The sequence below is a fragment of the Shewanella sp. OMA3-2 genome, from assembly GCF_021513195.1.
GTDB lineage: Bacteria > Pseudomonadota > Gammaproteobacteria > Enterobacterales > Shewanellaceae > Shewanella.
Genome location: NZ_CP090974.1, coordinates 3,972,500 through 3,989,584, shown reverse-complemented (window position 1 = coordinate 3,989,584; position 17,085 = coordinate 3,972,500). Strand labels below are relative to the sequence as shown.

Annotated in this window: 10 protein-coding genes and 2 pseudogenes; 9 read left to right on the top strand and 3 right to left on the bottom strand. The window is 43.3% G+C overall.

What is annotated here, in order from left to right:
• Positions 1–18: 18 nt before the first annotated feature.
• Positions 19–408 carry a MerR family transcriptional regulator gene (locus L0B17_RS17580; protein WP_235086577.1) on the bottom strand — a complete coding sequence of 130 codons (390 nt, stop codon included), beginning with the start codon at positions 406–408 and terminating at the stop codon, positions 19–21.
• Between the two features lie 277 nt (positions 409–685).
• On the opposite strand from L0B17_RS17580, the gene L0B17_RS17575 reads away from it, so the two are divergent.
• The 4 genes and pseudogenes from L0B17_RS17575 to L0B17_RS17560 all read left to right on the top strand — a co-directional run bounded on the left by L0B17_RS17575 (position 686) and on the right by L0B17_RS17560 (position 7,698).
• Positions 686–1,966, top strand: a complete 1,281-nt coding sequence (locus tag L0B17_RS17575) for a TolC family protein (protein ID WP_235086576.1) — start codon at positions 686–688, stop codon at positions 1,964–1,966.
• Between the two features lie 45 nt (positions 1,967–2,011).
• Positions 2,012–3,013, top strand: coding sequence for an efflux RND transporter periplasmic adaptor subunit (locus L0B17_RS17570; protein ID WP_235086574.1), 1,002 nt, complete (start codon positions 2,012–2,014; stop codon positions 3,011–3,013).
• 11 nt (positions 3,014–3,024) lie between these two features.
• Positions 3,025–6,149: pseudogene (locus L0B17_RS17565) on the top strand (efflux RND transporter permease subunit).
• Between the two features lie 331 nt (positions 6,150–6,480).
• Complete coding sequence (locus L0B17_RS17560; protein WP_235086572.1) at positions 6,481–7,698, top strand: class I SAM-dependent methyltransferase; 1,218 nt, start codon at positions 6,481–6,483, stop codon at positions 7,696–7,698.
• Positions 7,699–7,748: 50 nt separating this feature from the next.
• On the opposite strand, the gene L0B17_RS17555 is transcribed toward L0B17_RS17560, so the two are convergent.
• Positions 7,749–8,426, bottom strand: a complete 678-nt coding sequence (locus L0B17_RS17555) for a hypothetical protein (protein WP_235086570.1) — start codon at positions 8,424–8,426, stop codon at positions 7,749–7,751.
• 76 nt (positions 8,427–8,502) lie between these two features.
• A complete protein-coding gene (locus L0B17_RS18335) occupies positions 8,503–8,868 on the bottom strand; it encodes a CYTH domain-containing protein (RefSeq protein WP_443019907.1) in 366 nt (121 codons plus the stop codon).
• Between the two features lie 237 nt (positions 8,869–9,105).
• Between L0B17_RS18335 and L0B17_RS17550 the strand changes: the two genes are divergently transcribed.
• The 5 genes and pseudogenes from L0B17_RS17550 (at position 9,106) to L0B17_RS17530 (ending at position 17,000) form a co-directional block, all read left to right on the top strand.
• The gene (locus L0B17_RS17550) at positions 9,106–9,786 is read left to right on the top strand and encodes a TIGR00153 family protein (RefSeq protein WP_235086569.1); all 681 of its coding nucleotides are present in this window, start codon (positions 9,106–9,108) and stop codon (positions 9,784–9,786) included.
• Between the two features lie 24 nt (positions 9,787–9,810).
• Positions 9,811–11,079 carry an inorganic phosphate transporter gene (locus L0B17_RS17545; RefSeq protein ID WP_235086567.1) on the top strand — a complete coding sequence of 423 codons (1,269 nt, stop codon included), beginning with the start codon at positions 9,811–9,813 and terminating at the stop codon, positions 11,077–11,079.
• A 132-nt stretch (positions 11,080–11,211) separates the two neighbouring features.
• Complete coding sequence (locus L0B17_RS17540; RefSeq protein WP_235086565.1) at positions 11,212–11,790, top strand: TIGR04211 family SH3 domain-containing protein; 579 nt, start codon at positions 11,212–11,214, stop codon at positions 11,788–11,790.
• A 316-nt stretch (positions 11,791–12,106) separates the two neighbouring features.
• Positions 12,107–15,300: pseudogene (gene putA, locus L0B17_RS17535) on the top strand (bifunctional proline dehydrogenase/L-glutamate gamma-semialdehyde dehydrogenase PutA).
• Between the two features lie 359 nt (positions 15,301–15,659).
• Positions 15,660–17,000 (top strand): Na+/H+ antiporter NhaC family protein, encoded by a 1,341-nt coding sequence (locus tag L0B17_RS17530; protein WP_235086563.1) that lies wholly within the window; start codon positions 15,660–15,662, stop codon positions 16,998–17,000.
• Positions 17,001–17,085: the final 85 nt, after the last annotated feature.

Below are 17,085 nucleotides of genomic sequence, written 5' to 3'. Positions count from 1 at the left end.
TTCAGCGTTATAAACTTATCACTTTTGTTTTAATTTTTGTAAAATTTGGCATTGCGACACGGTATCAAACTGGCAAGAATGAGCCAGCTCGTTGAGCGTTTTTTCCAATTGCAGCAGTTCGGTAATTCTTTCGCGTACTTTTTCAAGTTGCGTGAGGATTATGTCGTCTACTTCTAGACAAGGTGACTGCTGATCGATTTGTACATTGACGAGGACCATCAGTTCTTTGATTGGAATGTGTAACTCGCGGCAGCGCCGAATAAAAATCAATCTTTCAATATCAGCCTCGGCATATTCCCGGTAACCATTAGCATTGCGGCTTGTCGGCGGCAATAAGCCTACCTCCTCGTAATAACGAATCGTTTTACTGTTAATGCCAGACAGTTTGGCTGCGGCAGTGATCTTCATTGAGGATTGACCTTCTAGTTACTGGAAGGATTAAACTAGCATAAATTATATTGAATAACTCATTACTCATCCCATTTTAAGCGCTTTTATGCTGAAAATGAATGAGCTGCTGGTTAACTGTACTGTTCGTCGCCAGTCAATAAGCTCAGTTTTTATGTGCGTAGCGAACGGCATTAAATTGTGATTGTAGTCTGATGACAAGTACTTGGCTAAAAGCTGCCGCCAACAAACCCATCGAGTCAGTAACACGAGTATTAAACGTTAAGGTTATCAACACATGTTAAACAATATTCATCGATTACGACGATATAAATGCTATTTATGTAGCGCATTATTATTGCTGTCGTTTGCTTCTATTGGGGGCGTGAATGCGAAAGTATCTGAGCCATTAACTTTAGAAAAGGCTGCTCAGTTAACATTAAGTCGTCATCCGCAATTACAGGTTTTTCAATGGCGCAACCAAGCATTAGCCGGACAACGTTTAAGTGTTGATCAATCTCCATCTTACGATATCGGCTTTGAGGCTGAAAACGTATTAGGTACGGGGGAGTATTCAGGTGTTGATGCCGTTGAGCTGACATTAGCCTTATCATCATTTATTGAGTTAGGTGATAAACGGTTAGCGCGTACTACGGTTGTTGATACTAGTTTTGCCCACGTTGAAGCGCAGAAAAAAGCCGCTGGCTTAGATTTATTAGGCGAAGTCACGCAAACCTTTATCACTACACTTTCTTTACAAGAAAAACAGCAGCTTGCCGAAAGTGCTATTGCGTTAGCGCAGGCAACATACCAACAGGTTAATCAGCGGGTTCGTCAAGGTTCAGCGTCTCAAGCGGATGGACTACGAGCCAAAGCCGCACTGGCGAATGCGCGCTTAAATGCGGCGGAATTAGCATCGCGTTATAACAGTAGTAAAGTGATATTGGCGAGCTATTGGGGCTCATATCAGCCTGATTTCTTGTCATTAAGTGGCGATCTGTTTGCGTTTAAATCGGTTGAGTCTTTTGAAGCACTTTATCAGCGCATAGAAACAACCCCAGCGATTGAAGTGTATGCCAATGAGCAGCGCGTTCGTGAAGCTGAATGGCAATTGGCTCGCAGTCAGTCTAGTAGCGATATTCGTTGGCAGATAGGCGTTAAACACTTTGAGGTTTCTGGCGATAACGCGCTGACATTAGGGTTTTCGATGCCGTTATTTGCTGGGCAGCGTAATAGTGGCAATGTACAAGCGGCAAATTCGGCGATAAATCAGGTCAGCGCACAAAAAGACGCGGCTTTATTGGCTTTACGTGTGCGGTTATTTAAAGCCTATTCAAGTCGTCAGCAGCAATTTGAGGCCGTTACACACCTAAGAGAAGAGATAATCCCCATTTTGTCTGAATCGCTTACTCATACCCAAAAAGCCTATCAAAAAGGGGCTTATCGTTATGCCGATTGGGTGTCTGCCCAACAAGAACTGCTTAATGCCCGTTTAGCCTTGATAGAAGCCGCAACTTCAGTGCTGTTAAACCAAGCCTTGATTGAACAACTTACTGCCCAAGCATTAGAGCAAGATTAATCCGTGCTTTGCCATTAATGTAATACAAATGGAAATATCATTAATATGAAACAGTTACTTTTTCCCCTATGGCTTTTTTTCGCCTTTTCAAGTCAAGCTTGGTCATCTAACGATCACGGTCATGAGCCACAGTCAGAACAAAAAAAACATGCGCAGCATGATGAGGGTGATACACACGACGAAAATAAGGATCACGACGATGAGGATAAGCATGGTGATGATGATCACGATGAGCATGAAATCAATCATGTGACTATTGCGGCACAAATAGCTGAAACAGTCAGTATAAAAACAACGCCAGCGGCAGCAGGCACCATAACTCAAACCGTTAAAGCCTATGGCAGACTGACACTCGCGGCGGATAATATCGCCAATATCACTGCGCGTTTTCCTGGTGTAGTGACCAATCTTTATGTCAATATTGGCGATAAGGTTGAAAAAGGTCAGCGTTTAGCGCAAGTCGAATCGAATGACAGCTTACAAACCTATACCTTGTTAGCACCCATTAGCGGTATGGTGCAAGGTCGATATGTCAATGTGAGTGAAACCACTCACAATGCGCCCTTATTGTTGATCACTAATACCGCAACGTTATGGGCGGAAATCCAAATATTTCCTTCAGTCCGCTCGCAAGTAAAAGTCGGCCAAGCAGTCATATTGCAGGGAGGTGGCAACTCATATCAAGGCTCGATTACACATATACTGCCGCCAATGAATAGCGATACCGCGATCATTGCCCGTGTACCAATCAACAATGCCACAGGTACATTTTCCCCTAACGATATGCTGGCTGCCAACATTGAAATTGCCCACCTTGATGTCCCTTTGGTGGTGGCGAATCACGCGCTACACAATATGGAGAATCAAGACGTTGTTTTTGTTAAAGAAGGCGACCGTTACGAGCTAAGGCCCGTCATTTTAGGGCACAGTGACGATAACCACACTCAAGTGCTATCAGGCCTTGAAGTGGGTGAGCAATACGTGTTTGAAAACAGCTATTTGATCAAAGCTGATATCGAAAAATCTGCCGCGGCGCACCATCATTAAGGAGAAACATTATGTTTGAAAATATTGTCCGTTTCTCCATCGAGCGACGCTTTTTAATGATGAGCCTGATCTTGCTGCTGGTTGCGGCGGGATTGTGGAGTTATCAGCGCTTACCCATAGATGCCGTCCCCGACATCACCAATGTGCAGGTTCAAATTAACACTGAAGCGGCAGGGTACTCGCCGTTAGAAACTGAGCAAAGGATCACTTTTCCAGTCGAAACCGCACTCTATGGCTTGCCGCACCTTAGTTATACGCGCTCGATTTCCCGCTATGGCTTATCGCAAGTCACAGTGGTATTTGAAGATGGCACCGATATCTATTTTGCTCGTAACTTAATTAATGAACGCCTTGGGTCGATTAAAGCCCAATTACCTCAAGGGCTTGAGCCAACAATGGGGCCGATTGCGACAGGTCTTAGTGAAATATTTATGTACACGTTAGCAGCACAGGCGGGCGCGACGCAGGCCGATGGCGCGCCTATTGATGCTATCGCCTTACGTGAAATTCAAGAGTGGATTATTAAGCCGCAACTTGCCCAAGTGTCAGGCATTGTTGAGGTAAATACCTTTGGCGGCTTTAACAAGCAATACCATGTGTTACCTGATCCTAGGCTGTTGCTGCAATACGGTATGTCGATGGAGCAAGTGGCTGATGCACTGCGAGCCAATAACAGCAACCGCGGCGCGGGTTATATTGAAAAGAACGGCCAGCAACTATTAGTGCGATCACCGGGCAACTGGAATCGATGACCGATATTGAGCAGATTGTGGTCGGGCTTAATGGCTCTGAGCCGATTTTAATCCGCGATGTGGCTGAGGTGGCTATCGGCAAAGAGCTGCGCACCGGCGCTGCGACCCGTGATGGTAAAGAAAGCGTGCTTGGCATGGCAATGATGTTAATTGGTGAAAACTCACGCACTGTTTCGCAGGCCGCTGCCGCTAAACTTGAGGCCATTAAGCCATCACTGCCCGCTGGCGTAATTGTTGATGTGGTGTATAACCGCACTACCTTGGTTGATAAAACCATAGATACGGTTAAAACCAACCTGTTAGAAGGTGCTTTACTGGTAGTTGTGGTGTTGTTTTTACTGCTAGGGAGTTTTCGCGCTGCCTTAATCACCGCCGCCGTGATCCCGCTGTCGATGCTCGTTACCATTACTGGCATGGTGCAAACCGGTGTTTCAGCAAATTTGATGAGTTTAGGCGCGCTGGATTTTGGCTTAATCGTCGATGGTGCGGTGATCATAGTCGATAACTGTGTGCGGCGTTTATCCTATGCACAGCAACAATATGGCGGATTATTAGATTTACGCCAGCGCTTACAATTAGTGTATGAAGCGACGATAGAAGTGATCCGCCCCAGCTTATTTGGCGTGGCCATTATCACTGTGGTGTATATCCCTATTTTCAGTTTATCGGGTGTTGAGGGCAAAATGTTCCACCCGATGGCAATTACCGTCATTATGGCCTTATTGGCGGCAATGGTGCTTTCTATCACTCTAGTGCCCGCTGCTGTGGCGATTTTTCTACGCGGAAAAATCAGTGAAAAAGAAAGTATCGTGATTAAAGGCGCTAAGTCTTTATATCGGCCGTTATTAGAATGGGTGCTTAAGTGGCGCAAGCTTGTGGTGTGTTTTACCGCTGCGCTGGTGGGCGTGTCTATTTGGTTGTTAACTCAAATGGGCTCAGAATTTGTCCCTGAGCTAGATGAGGGCGATATCACCTTGCATGCCATGCGCATTCCGGGCACGGGTATCGAGCAAGCCATTGAGATGCAATCACAGGTTGAGCAGCGTTTGTTGCAATTTGATGAAGTAGCAAAAACCTTTGCTAAAATCGGTACACCCGATGTGGCAACCGATCCTATGCCGCCCAATATTGCCGACAGTTTTGTGATTTTAAAACCTCGCGATCAATGGCCTAATCCTGATAAACCTAAAAATGTGTTAGTTGAAGAATTAGAAGCCGCATTATTTGAACTGCCGGGCAATAACTACGAGTTTGCTCAGCCGATTCAAATGCGCTTTAACGAGTTGATTTCGGGTGTGCGCGCCGATTTAGGCATCAAAATATTTGGTGACTCGTTGGCGCAATTAGTCACCACGGCCAATGCCATTAGCGCTGTGGTGAGTAGCATTGAAGGGGCGGCAGATACCAGTGTCGAACAAGTCACTGGTTTACCTATGTTATCGATAATCCCTAAGCGTATGGCGTTATCGCGCTATGGACTCAACATATTAACGCTACAGGATTTAGTTGCCACCAGTATTGGCGGCGAAACCGTCGGCCAACTATATCAAGGCGATCGCCGCTTTGAACTAGTGGTACGTTTACCCGAAGCACTGCGCCTTGATATTGACAATCTACAGTATTTGCCTGTACCGCTACCCAATGGTGGTTATGTGCCATTAGGTGAAGTCGCTACATTGGAAAATAAACCCGCTCCAGCGCAAATCAGCCGTGAAAACGGTAAACGCAGCATAGTGGTGACAGTCAATGTGCGAGCGCGCGATCTTGGCAGCTTTGTTGCGGAGGTCAAGCAGCGCATTGCCAGCGATGTCGACGTACCAAGTGGTTATTGGCTAGATTACGGCGGCACCTTTGAGCAACTGGAATCTGCCAGCAACCGACTTTCCATTGTAGTACCAGTGACCTTAGCGATTATTTTTGGCTTATTAATGATGGCGTTTTCATCTGTTAAAGATTCATTGGTCATTTTCAGCGGTGTGCCCTTAGCGTTAACAGGCGGGGTGCTATCGCTATGGCTACGTGATATGCCGTTGTCATTATCGGCAGGTGTGGGGTTTATCGCGCTGTCTGGTGTTGCCGTGCTTAACGGTTTAGTGATGGTGGAATTTATTCGTCAGCGCTGGTCTGAAACCAATGATTTACGCCACGCGATTATTGAGGGTGCCTTGCTGCGCTTAAGACCTGTGTTGATGACAGCATTAGTCGCCAGCCTTGGTTTTATCCCGATGGCATTGAATGTTGGCACTGGCGCCGAGGTGCAACGGCCATTAGCCACAGTGGTGATAGGCGGTATTATGTCATCAACCCTGTTGACGTTACTGGTGCTACCCGTGTTGTATTTGTGGATACACAAACGTGATTTACCACCGCACAAGCGAGCATAGACAACTTAATCGCTGGTCGTTATTTCTGACTAAAAAGTGATGGGATAACGATGCTATGTATAGCTTAATTTAAAAGGCATTTTAACTGTGTGCAAAGTGCCTTTTTATGCTGATACATAGGAAAGACGACGCCTTTAAAATACCGGTAAGATTAAAATCAAGCAGCATGGTTGATTACAGATAACTTGATGGCCACAGGCAAATATTATCCAGACAAGAGTTGTCTGCGCAAGATGGTGTAGAATAGGGTATCTGAATAGGCTGTGAGTGATGATTTATCACCCTTTGCGTGCCGCGCAGCTTTAAATTATTTACTGTAAACGAGATTTCAATGTCGAACGTTAATACCCTCGAACTTAATGGCTTTGTACAACAATGTACCCATGCTGTAGCTGATAATACGCTGCAACGTTTAGTGTTTTCAAAATACTGTGGTGACAATAAAGAGCTTAAGCGTATTGCTATGCGTCCAGTTGAGCTAAAAGGCCAACGGTTGATATCTTGTTTATATGAATACCGCACTAATCACATCACTAAAAATGTTGAGCTGGCTGAGGTTGAGGCCTTGTGGCAGCAGTGGCTTGAAAGCGAGTTTCAAAATGCGCACTTGATCACCCAAGAGTGGGAGGTCCAACTGAGTATCAGTAAGAAGGGCAAGGTATTGATCAATAAATACCGTAATAAAAATGCCCCTAAAGCCGTTGAAGCCAGTGGCATAGATAGCGAAAATAACAACGAAGCTGCGCCGCACAACCGTGCCAAAAAACGTTTTGTTGAACAAGACCGTCCTTATCTACGCGAGTTAGGTATTACTGATGCCAGCGGCGAAATTATTCCCGCTATGTCGCGTAAGTGGAAGCAAATTAATAAGTTTATTGAAGTACTGTCGCGGGCAATAGATAACACTGGCCTTGCCAACAGCAGTGAAGTGCATATTGCCGATTTTGGCTCAGGTAAGGCGTATTTAACCTTTGCGGTGCATGACTATTTCATCGATAAGCTGCAAGTAAGCACTCAGGTTACTGGCGTAGAGCTTCGACAAGGGTTGGTTGATTTATGTAATCAAACCGCAAGCAAGTTAGCGTTAACTGGGATTAAGTTTGAACAGGGTGATGTACAACATTTTAAAGCACAGGGCATTAATATCATGATTGCTTTACATGCGTGTGATATTGCCACTGACTACGCTTTGCATATGGGGATTCAGACAGGCGCCGAAATTATCATGTGCTCGCCGTGTTGTCATAAACAAATTCGTCCACAAATGAAAAGCCCGACTCTGCTAGCACCTTTATTACAACACGGTATTCATTTAGGCCAGGAAGCTGAAATGGTCACCGATGGCCTGCGCGCATTACTGCTTGAAGCCCACGGCTATGATACCCAAGTGTTTGAATTTATTTCACTTGAACACACTAGCAAGAATAAAATGATTTTGGCTCAAAAACGCACCCAACCTCGCGACAACAGCGCGATATTGCAACAAATAGCCGACATTAAAGCTTTTTATGGCATTGAACAACAATGCTTAGAAACCTTACTGGGTTAGATTAAAGACATTTGAGCTTTAATTTAGCCTTGGTTTTAGCCTGTTGCGCTTCAGCCTATTAGGTACTGCATTAAGGCGAGTTGCAGCTTGCCATAGCCTTTATGTTGCCAAAGGTTTTCTATACAGGCTAAAGGTGGGTACGTTTGTTCTGCTAATTCTAACGTGCCGTTTTGTCGTGTTTTTAAATCGATGCTTAGGCTATTGATTAATTCTATAAGTGACAGAATATCTTGGTTTAATGATTCGCTGATCACTTTGTGCTGCAGCATAGATTGGTTGATGACCATTATGCAGTGTAACAGTTGCTCAAAGGTACTAGGGTTGAGATCTGCCCTTGTCGAGGTGTCGGTCAATTGCTTATTGTGTTGATCACCTTGTGGATGGCTTTTGCTATCGCTCAGGTTAGTCATGTATTCCAAATAGCTTTCTAGCTGTAGCCAATGCTTGAGTCCTGCTTGGAGTAATGGTTTGAGTACTGGCTTTAGTGTTTCTGGACAAATATGGGCTAAATTTATCAGGTTATCTAACTCAGTAGGCCAGGTAGTATTGAATTGATAAGGAACTCGACCTGATAATAAATAGCCAGTTAATGCCTTACTTTGCTGACCTAATCTGAGTGGAATATATTCAGCCACCATTAAGCCTAATAAGATTAAATCTGCACTTTCTCCTTCTATTAGCTCAAACTCTAGCTCGCTTATTACACTACGCTTTCCTGGTGTAATCACCTCTCCGCTATCTAGTGCAACCTCAATTTTGCTTTGGTTGAGGTTTATTATCCAAGTTTGCCGTGTAAAATTTGTGTCAAAAATAGCCAGTAGTGCAGAATTTAGCTCGGCGACTACAGTACCTTTTGGCCAAATATGCTCGGGAAATAAAAAGAAGGTTGGGTGTTTTTTCAGCGGTTAGAACATTATATTCAGGGCGGCTATGAAGACCATTTATGACACTACCAGCAGTTTTAAGGGTTTGCTCTTGATAGCTTTTTGAACCTCTGATGCGCAAGCCCATATCCCATTGGGCTAATTGTAATGTGTTTGTATCGAAATAATGATTAAATAAAAAGTCACTTTTACAGTAAGATACATTGGACAGTTTAGTAAGGGTTTTTATGAATGAATCATGGTCTTGGGTAGAGACGAGCAGTTTCAGCTCAATTTCAGCATTCATTGACTTATTACTTACCTTGTAATCAAATGTTCATTAATGCGTCATATTTAGTTCACAATGTCACATTTCTGTAATAAAAATCCCTTAGGATTGCACCGCTCAGATAAATTATACTCTGGATTGTAAGTGTAAATCACAGTAGTGCGGAATTGAAACTACACTGTTTCTTTATGCGGACGCTTGAGTTAGTATGCGCCCGCTTTTACAAGTTGGAATTAATTAAATAGGTAAACGGCAATGCCAGTAAACTCTATTTTAGGTGTATTTGCAAAATCACCTTTAAAGCCTTTAGAACAGCATATCGATAAAGTTCATGAATGTGCAGCCCTTCTTGTTCCTTTCTTTGACGCCACAATGGTTGGAGATTGGGATGAAGCGGTTAAAATTCGTAAACAAATTAGCTTGCTTGAAAAAGAAGCTGATTCGTTAAAACGAGAAATTCGCTTAACCCTGCCTGGCGGCTTGTTCATGCCTGTTGAGCGTACTGATTTACTTGAGTTATTAACTCAACAAGACAAAATCGCCAACACAGCAAAAGACATTTCTGGCCGTGTTATCGGGCGTCAATTAGTTCTCCCTAAACCAGTACAAGAGTCATTCAATGCTTACCTTAAGCGTTGTCTTGATGCTGTTGCGTTAGCAAAACAAGCAATTAATGAACTTGATGATTTACTCGAAACCGGTTTTCGTGGTCGTGAAGTCAAGTTGGTTGCCAATATGATCAACGAATTGGACAAAATTGAGGAAGATTCAGATGATCTTCAAGTCCAGGTTCGCCGTCAATTGTATGCTGTTGAATCAGAATTTAATCCAGTTGATGTAATGTTTTTATACAAAATTATCGAGTGGGTGGGAGGTTTGGCAGATATTGCTGAGCGAGTCGGTTCCCGCCTAGAAGTTATGTTAGCTCGTAACTAATCACAAGGTTATCAAGGAAAAGACATGGTTGATGTATTAATCACCAACGGCCCTACGCTAATAGCGCTCGCGGCTGCATTTGGTTTTTTGATGGCGTGGGGTATTGGCGCAAATGATGTTGCCAATGCAATGGGAACCTCTGTAGGTTCTAACGCCATTACCATTAAACAAGCGATTATTATCGCAATGATTTTTGAATTTGCTGGTGCCTTTTTGGCAGGCGGAGAAGTCACAAGTACTATCCGTAAAGGCATTATTGATGCGAGCTACTTCGCTGCAGTGCCTGAATACCTAGTCTACGGTATGATTGGTTCGCTACTTGCCGCGGGTATTTGGTTAGTTGTCGCGTCAGCGTTAGGCTGGCCAGTATCGACCACTCATTCAATTATTGGTGCTATTGTTGGTTTTGCTGCGGTAGGTGTCAATGTTGATGCCGTTGCCTGGAGTAAAGTGATTGGGATTATTGGCTCGTGGGTTATTACCCCAGCTATTTCAGGTTTCATTGCTTATACCATTTTCCAAAGTGTGCAAAAACTGATTTTTGATACCGAAGACCCATTGGGTAATGCCAAACGTTATGTCCCATTTTATATGGCGTTAGCAGGCTTTGTGATGTCACTTGTGACCATCACAAAAGGTTTAAAACATGTTGGGCTGCATTTCTCTACTTTAGAAGCTTATATACTGGCTGGTGTAGTTGCGCTTGTTGTGGGTCTTTTGGGAAAAGTGGCAATCTCTCGTTTAAAAATGAGTGAAAAAGCAGACCGTCAAACACAATTTGGTAACGTTGAGAAAGTGTTCGCTATTTTGATGGTTGTTACTGCATGTTGTATGGCATTTGCTCACGGCTCAAATGATGTTGCTAATGCTATTGGCCCATTAGCTGCTGTAGTATCAGTAGTTGAAAGCGGTGGTATTATTGGCTCTGAAGCTGTTTTGGCGTGGTGGATACTACCGTTAGGTGCTGTCGGTATAGTGTTAGGTTTGGCGATATTTGGCCAGCGCGTGATGCAAACTATCGGTAAAAACATTACTCATTTAACGCCAAGTCGTGGTTTTGCGGCTGAGCTAGCAGCCGCTTCTACGGTTGTACTGGCTTCAGGAACAGGTTTACCTATTTCTACAACACAAACCTTAGTCGGCGCAGTGTTAGGTGTGGGAATGGCGCGTGGTATTGCTGCAATCAATATCGGTGTAGTTCGTAACATCGTAATATCTTGGGTGGTCACTTTACCAGCCGGAGCAGGCTTATCTATCGTGTTCTTCTATATAATTAAAGGTATCTTTAGTTAATAATAGACGTTAATCTCGACTTAAGAAGGAAGTCATACGACTTCCTTCTTGCATTAATGGGATTAAGTAAATAGCATTAATGGGATTACATAAATAACATGATTGCTAGTAGATAGCGTTAGGGAAAAGACTGTGTTGAAAGTCATTAATTTTTTTGTTTTGTTATTGTTGTCGTTGAGCGTTAATGCTCAAACGTCTTCACATTATATTTCAGATGATGTGTTTACCTATATTCATGGGGGGCCAGGTACTGAGTTTCGCATTATTGGTAGTGTCGAAGCGGGCCAACCTATTCAGTTTTTAGGTAAAACTGAAGGTGAGTATGCTCAAATTATTGATAATAAAGGTCGTGAGGGCTGGGTTCGTAGTGTTTTTGTTACTGAGCAACCTAGTTTAAGAGAGCGTTTTCCCGAGGTTGAGCAAGAGCTTATTAAGGTTAATGAGCAACTTAATCAAATATCATTAGGAACCGATAACGTTACTCAAGACTTTGAGGTAGCCAAGCAAAAAGTGACAGAGTTGCAAGCGGCCTTAGAAAAAGCCTTAGCTGAACGAGATATAGCCCAAGCTAAAGTTGATACGACCAAACAAGATCAACAATTTCAGATGTGGCAACAAGGCGGTATTATTGCAGGTATTGGTGCATTAATTGGGATTGTTTTAGTATATTTACCTCGCCCTCAGTTACGTAAAAAGAATCGGTGGATGTAACTAACCGACGATATATCAAATTTTTAAAACAAAAAGGCCAACATATTAACTGTTGGCCTTTTTTGTTATTACCCATGTAAGATTATGATATTAAATAACAAACTATATTGGTGATACTGTCATTAAGCTATCTATTATTAAACAGGTAAACCTACAGCTACATTTTATGTGCACTGAAGCGTATTTATGGGTTAATAGAGAGTGTTCTTGATCACATTTTGATTGTATACTCGCCCGAATCGTACATTGTATACAAAATAAAATGCTGTAATGTACGTCACACCCATTGGTTTTTACCCTCCTTCAACTGACCATGATGGAAGCGATTATGATGTTCAAAGCGAGTGAAGTATTGGGCGGTCGCTATGACAACGCCACTCTCGAAGAATTGTTTAAAGCAGTTACTGATAATTACATTGTTGATGAAGAGCAATATCTAGCAGAGTTAATTACGCTGGTGCCTTCATCAGATGAAGAGATTCAACAGGTAACTCGTCGAGCCCATGAATTGGTGACTAAGGTTCGCCAATTTGAAAAAAAGGTTTGATGGTTGGTGTTGATGCTTTTTTACAGCAATATAGCTTAGAAACCCAAGAAGGCATTATTTTAATGTGTCTGGCTGAAGCGTTATTGCGCATTCCAGATGCTGATACAGCCGATGCTCTAATTGATGATAAGTTATCAGGTGCTAAGTGGGATGCACATATCAGTAAAAGTACTTCTGTATTGGTTAACGCCTCTACTTGGGGACTGATGTTGACGGGTAAAATAGTTAAGCTAGATCGTAAGGTTGATGGCACCCCTAGTCATTTACTTAATCGTTTAATTAACCGATTGGGTGAGCCTGTGATCCGCCAAGCTATGCTGGCAGCGATGAAGATCATGGGTAAACAGTTTGTACTTGGGCGCAATGTTAAAGAAGCGCTAAAAAATAGCGAAGACAAACGTGAAATGGGCTATACCCACAGTTATGACATGTTGGGTGAAGCGGCATTAACAGCCAAAGATGCACAAAAATATTTTACCGATTACAGCAATGCTATTCGCGATCTTGGTGCGCAGGCATACGATGAAACTGACGCACCAAGACCGACTATTTCGATTAAGCTTTCAGCGTTGCATCCGCGTTATGAAGTGGCCAATATCGATCGCGTATTAACTGAATTATATGACACAGTAATTAAGCTAATAGTGCAAGCCCGCCAGTTGAATATTGGTATTTCAATTGATGCAGAAGAGGTTGATCGTTTAGAGCTATCTTTAGCGTTATTCAAAAAGCTGTATCAGTCAGAAGAAGCTAAGGGCTGGGGTTTACTCGGTATTGTGGTTCAGGCTTATTCTAAGCGTTGTTTACCAGTATTATGTTGGATTAACCGCCTTGCTAAAGATCAAGGTGATGAAATTCCATTGCGCTTAGTAAAAGGTGCTTATTGGGACAGTGAGCTTAAATGGGCTCAACAAGCGGGCGAAGCAGGTTATCCGCTTTATACACGTAAAGCGGGTACCGATGTATCGTATTTAGCCTGTGCACGCTTTTTATTATCTGAATCAACTCGCGGTAACATTTACCCACAATTTGCCACCCATAATGCACAAACTGTCGCGAGTATAGATGCTATGGCGGGTGATCGTTTATACGAGTTCCAACGTTTACATGGAATGGGACAAGAGCTTTATGACACTATGCTTGCTGAAAGTGGTGCTAAAGCGGTGCGTATTTATGCGCCTATTGGTGCCCACAGAGATTTACTGCCTTACTTAGTGCGTCGTTTATTAGAGAACGGTGCTAATACGTCGTTTGTACATAAGTTGGTTGACCCGAAAACCCCAATCGAGTCTTTAGTGGTACACCCTTTGGTGACACTTAAAGGCTATAAGAGCTTTACCAATCATAAGATTGTTAAACCGGCGGATATATTCGGCGCTGAGCGTAAAAATTCTAAAGGATTAAATATGAACATCATTTCAGAGTCTGAGCCATTTTTTGCAGCAATCGAAAAATACGCTCAAACACAATGGCAAGCAGGCCCATTAGTTAATGGCAAAACCTTAACTGGTGAAATGCAAGATGTTGTTAGCCCATTTGACACCACTAAGTTGGTTGGTAAAGTAGCCTTTGCTGATAGCCAGGCGATTGAAACCGCTATCGCATCAGCTGAAACGGCTTTTGTTCGCTGGTCACGTACCCCTGTCGAAATCCGTGCAACTGCATTGCAAAAGCTGGCAGATTTATTAGAAGAAAATCGTGAAGAGCTGATTGCACTGTGTACCCGTGAAGCTGGTAAGAGCATTCAAGACGGCATCGATGAAGTCCGTGAGGCCGTCGATTTTTGTCGCTATTATGCGGTGCAAGCGAAGAAAATGATGGCTAAGCCAGAATTACTTCCTGGCCCAACAGGTGAGTTGAATGAGTTGTTCTTACAAGGCCGCGGTATCTTTGTGTGTATCAGTCCCTGGAACTTCCCTTTAGCGATATTCTTAGGTCAAGCCAGTGCTGCATTAGCCGCAGGTAATACTGTTATTGCTAAACCTGCTGAGCAAACTTGCTTAGTCGGTTATCGCGCGGTTCAGTTGGCGCATGAAGCGGGTATTCCTACCGATGTATTACAATTCCTACCAGGTACTGGCGCGACAGTGGGTGCAGTATTAACCGCTGATGAGCGTATTGGCGGTGTGTGCTTTACCGGTTCAACGGGCACAGCTAAGCTCATTAACCGTACTTTAGCCAACCGTGACGGTGCGATTATTCCGTTAATTGCCGAAACCGGTGGCCAAAATGCGATGGTGGTGGACTCAACCTCACAACCTGAGCAAGTGGTGAATGATATCGTGTCTGCCTCTTTCACCAGTGCGGGTCAGCGCTGCTCAGCATTACGTGTGCTGTACGTACAGCATGATGTTGCTGATCGTGTTATTGAAGTGATGAAAGGCGCAATGGAGCAATTAACCATTGGTAATCCAAGTTCTGTGAAAACAGATGTGGGTCCAGTTATTGATGCGGCAGCCAAAGCGAATTTAAATGCCCATATCGATCATATTAAGCAAGTGGGCAAATTGATTAACCAACTTGAGCTGCCAGCAGGGACTGAAAATGGTCACTTTGTCGCACCGACAGCGGTAGAGATTGATTCGATTAAAGTGTTAGACAAAGAACATTTTGGCCCAATTCTGCATGTTATTCGTTTCAAGGCCGCTGATTTAGGTAAGGTTATCGATGAAATTAATAGCACGGGTTATGGATTAACCTTAGGTATTCATAGCCGTAACGAAGGCCATGCTTTAAGCCTTGCTGATAAAGTTAATGTGGGTAATGTGTATATTAACCGTAACCAAATTGGCGCGGTAGTAGGCGTACAACCCTTTGGTGGTCAAGGGTTATCCGGTACTGGTCCTAAAGCAGGCGGACCACACTATTTAACGCGTTTTGTTACCGAGAAAACCCGCACCAATAACATTACCGCCATTGGTGGCAATGCGACCTTGTTATCGTTAGGTGACTCTGACGAATAAGTGTCAATCGCTTAACGTGAGAAACAATAATGCCCGCTATTGCGGGCATTATTGTTTCTCACATCTTAAAACTCAGTTTAACCCTATTTTATGGCAGGTAAGGGCGATAAGACATAAGAGTAAGACTGGGCATTTTTGTTACAGAATTAGTTAGGCTAACGGTGTTTTGTTTAATGATTGAGCTATGTTTGTAAAAAGTTAATGCGGAAGGAAAGAAGTCTAGACGTCCGTGTTGCAATTTTAAATTACTTCTCTTATTCTTGGCGCAGATGAATAGGATGTGTAGGATGTAAATCGAGTATTCACTGAGATGAATATCGCTTCTTCGCCGCAAGCCTAAAAAATATAGAAAAAGAGAGATGACTTTGACTAAATTCGCCACCAGTAACAGCTCGCCAACAGCATCCTTTATTGCCTTGTTTCCTTTATTTGTTTTTCTTGGATTATTTATTGGCGCTGGAGTGTACTTTCAAAGCCAGGGGGTTGATTACGCTTTTTATCAATTGCCGAGTGTGATTGCTATTTTACCTGCGATCATTTTGGCAATGCTGCTGTCTAAACAGAAAATCAATAACGCAATTGAAACCTTCATTGAGGGTATTGGCCATAGCAATATTATCGCCATGTGTTTAATTTATTTACTGGCGGGTGCATTTGCCTCTGTTGCTAAAGCCACAGGCGGTGTTGATGCTACGGTTGCGTTAGGTTTATCGCTTATTCCAGCAGATTTATTATTACCTGGTTTCTTTATGATAGCGGCATTTATTGCCACTGCTATGGGGACATCGATGGGCACTATCGCGGCTGTGGCTCCTGTAGCCTTAGGTGTTGCAGACCAAGCCCAAATTGACTACGCATTAATGGCGGGCGCGGTCATGTCAGGGGCATTGTTTGGTGATAATTTATCCATTATTTCTGATACGACTATCGCAGCGACTCGCACCCAGGGCTGTGATATGAAAGATAAGTTTCGTGAAAACTTAGTCTTTGCTATTCCTGCATCTATTTTAACCTTGGTTGCTTTTTCGTTTGCAGGCCAGGGGCAGGCTATTATTACCCAGCAGCCAATTGAATTTGTAAAAGTATTACCGTATCTCACCATATTGATTTTGGCTGTTGCAGGGTTAAATGTATTTGTGGTGCTAACCTTGGGTATTCTGTTGGCAGGTCTGACTGGGATATTGGCCGCAGATTACAATGTGATTCAATTTGGTAATGACATTTATACTGGCTTTACCAATATGCAAGAGATCTTCATTTTGTCTATGTTGGTAGGCGGTTTGGCGGCACTAATGCAGCAGCAAGGTGGCTTAGCATTTGTGAATAGTAAGGTCGAAGGGCTAATTAGCCGTTTCTCTAAATCAGCGGGTGATACATCACCGCGGGCTGCAGAATTGGGCATAGCAAGTATTGTGGCTGCAACAAATACCTGCGTGGCAAATAATACAGTTTCCATTGTGGTTACCGGTGATATTGCCAAAGACTTAGCCGAAAAACACGGTGTTAGCCCTAAACGCGCTGCCAGTGTGATGGATATTTTTGCCTGCATTATTCAGGGGCTGATCCCCCATGGTGCGCAAGCATTATTAATTGCATCAGTGTTTACTATCAGCCCATTAACGGCGGTATCCAATGCCTGGTATTGTATGATTCTGGCCGTTGTTGCGGTCGCTATCGTGATATTTCGTAAGCGGGCATAATAAAGATAGTAATACTTGAATCTAGAGTGTGTTAATTGCCCTAGCATTAACAGCAGTAAGCCCTAAGCCGTGTTTAGGGCTTTTA

Bases quoted from the DNA above. Each gene is read 5' to 3' on its own strand.
- L0B17_RS17580 (WP_235086577.1), bottom strand. From the start codon at position 408: ATGAAGATCACTGCCGCAGCCAAACTGTCTGGCATTAACAGTAAAACG.
- L0B17_RS17575 (WP_235086576.1), top strand. From the start codon at position 686: ATGTTAAACAATATTCATCGATTACGACGATATAAATGCTATTTATGT.
- L0B17_RS17570 (WP_235086574.1), top strand. From the start codon at position 2,012: ATGAAACAGTTACTTTTTCCCCTATGGCTTTTTTTCGCCTTTTCAAGT.
- L0B17_RS17560 (WP_235086572.1), top strand. From the start codon at position 6,481: ATGTCGAACGTTAATACCCTCGAACTTAATGGCTTTGTACAACAATGT.
- L0B17_RS18335 (WP_443019907.1), bottom strand. From the start codon at position 8,868: ATGAATGCTGAAATTGAGCTGAAACTGCTCGTCTCTACCCAAGACCAT.
- L0B17_RS17550 (WP_235086569.1), top strand. From the start codon at position 9,106: ATGCCAGTAAACTCTATTTTAGGTGTATTTGCAAAATCACCTTTAAAG.
- L0B17_RS17545 (WP_235086567.1), top strand. From the start codon at position 9,811: ATGGTTGATGTATTAATCACCAACGGCCCTACGCTAATAGCGCTCGCG.
- L0B17_RS17530 (WP_235086563.1), top strand. From the start codon at position 15,660: ATGACTTTGACTAAATTCGCCACCAGTAACAGCTCGCCAACAGCATCC.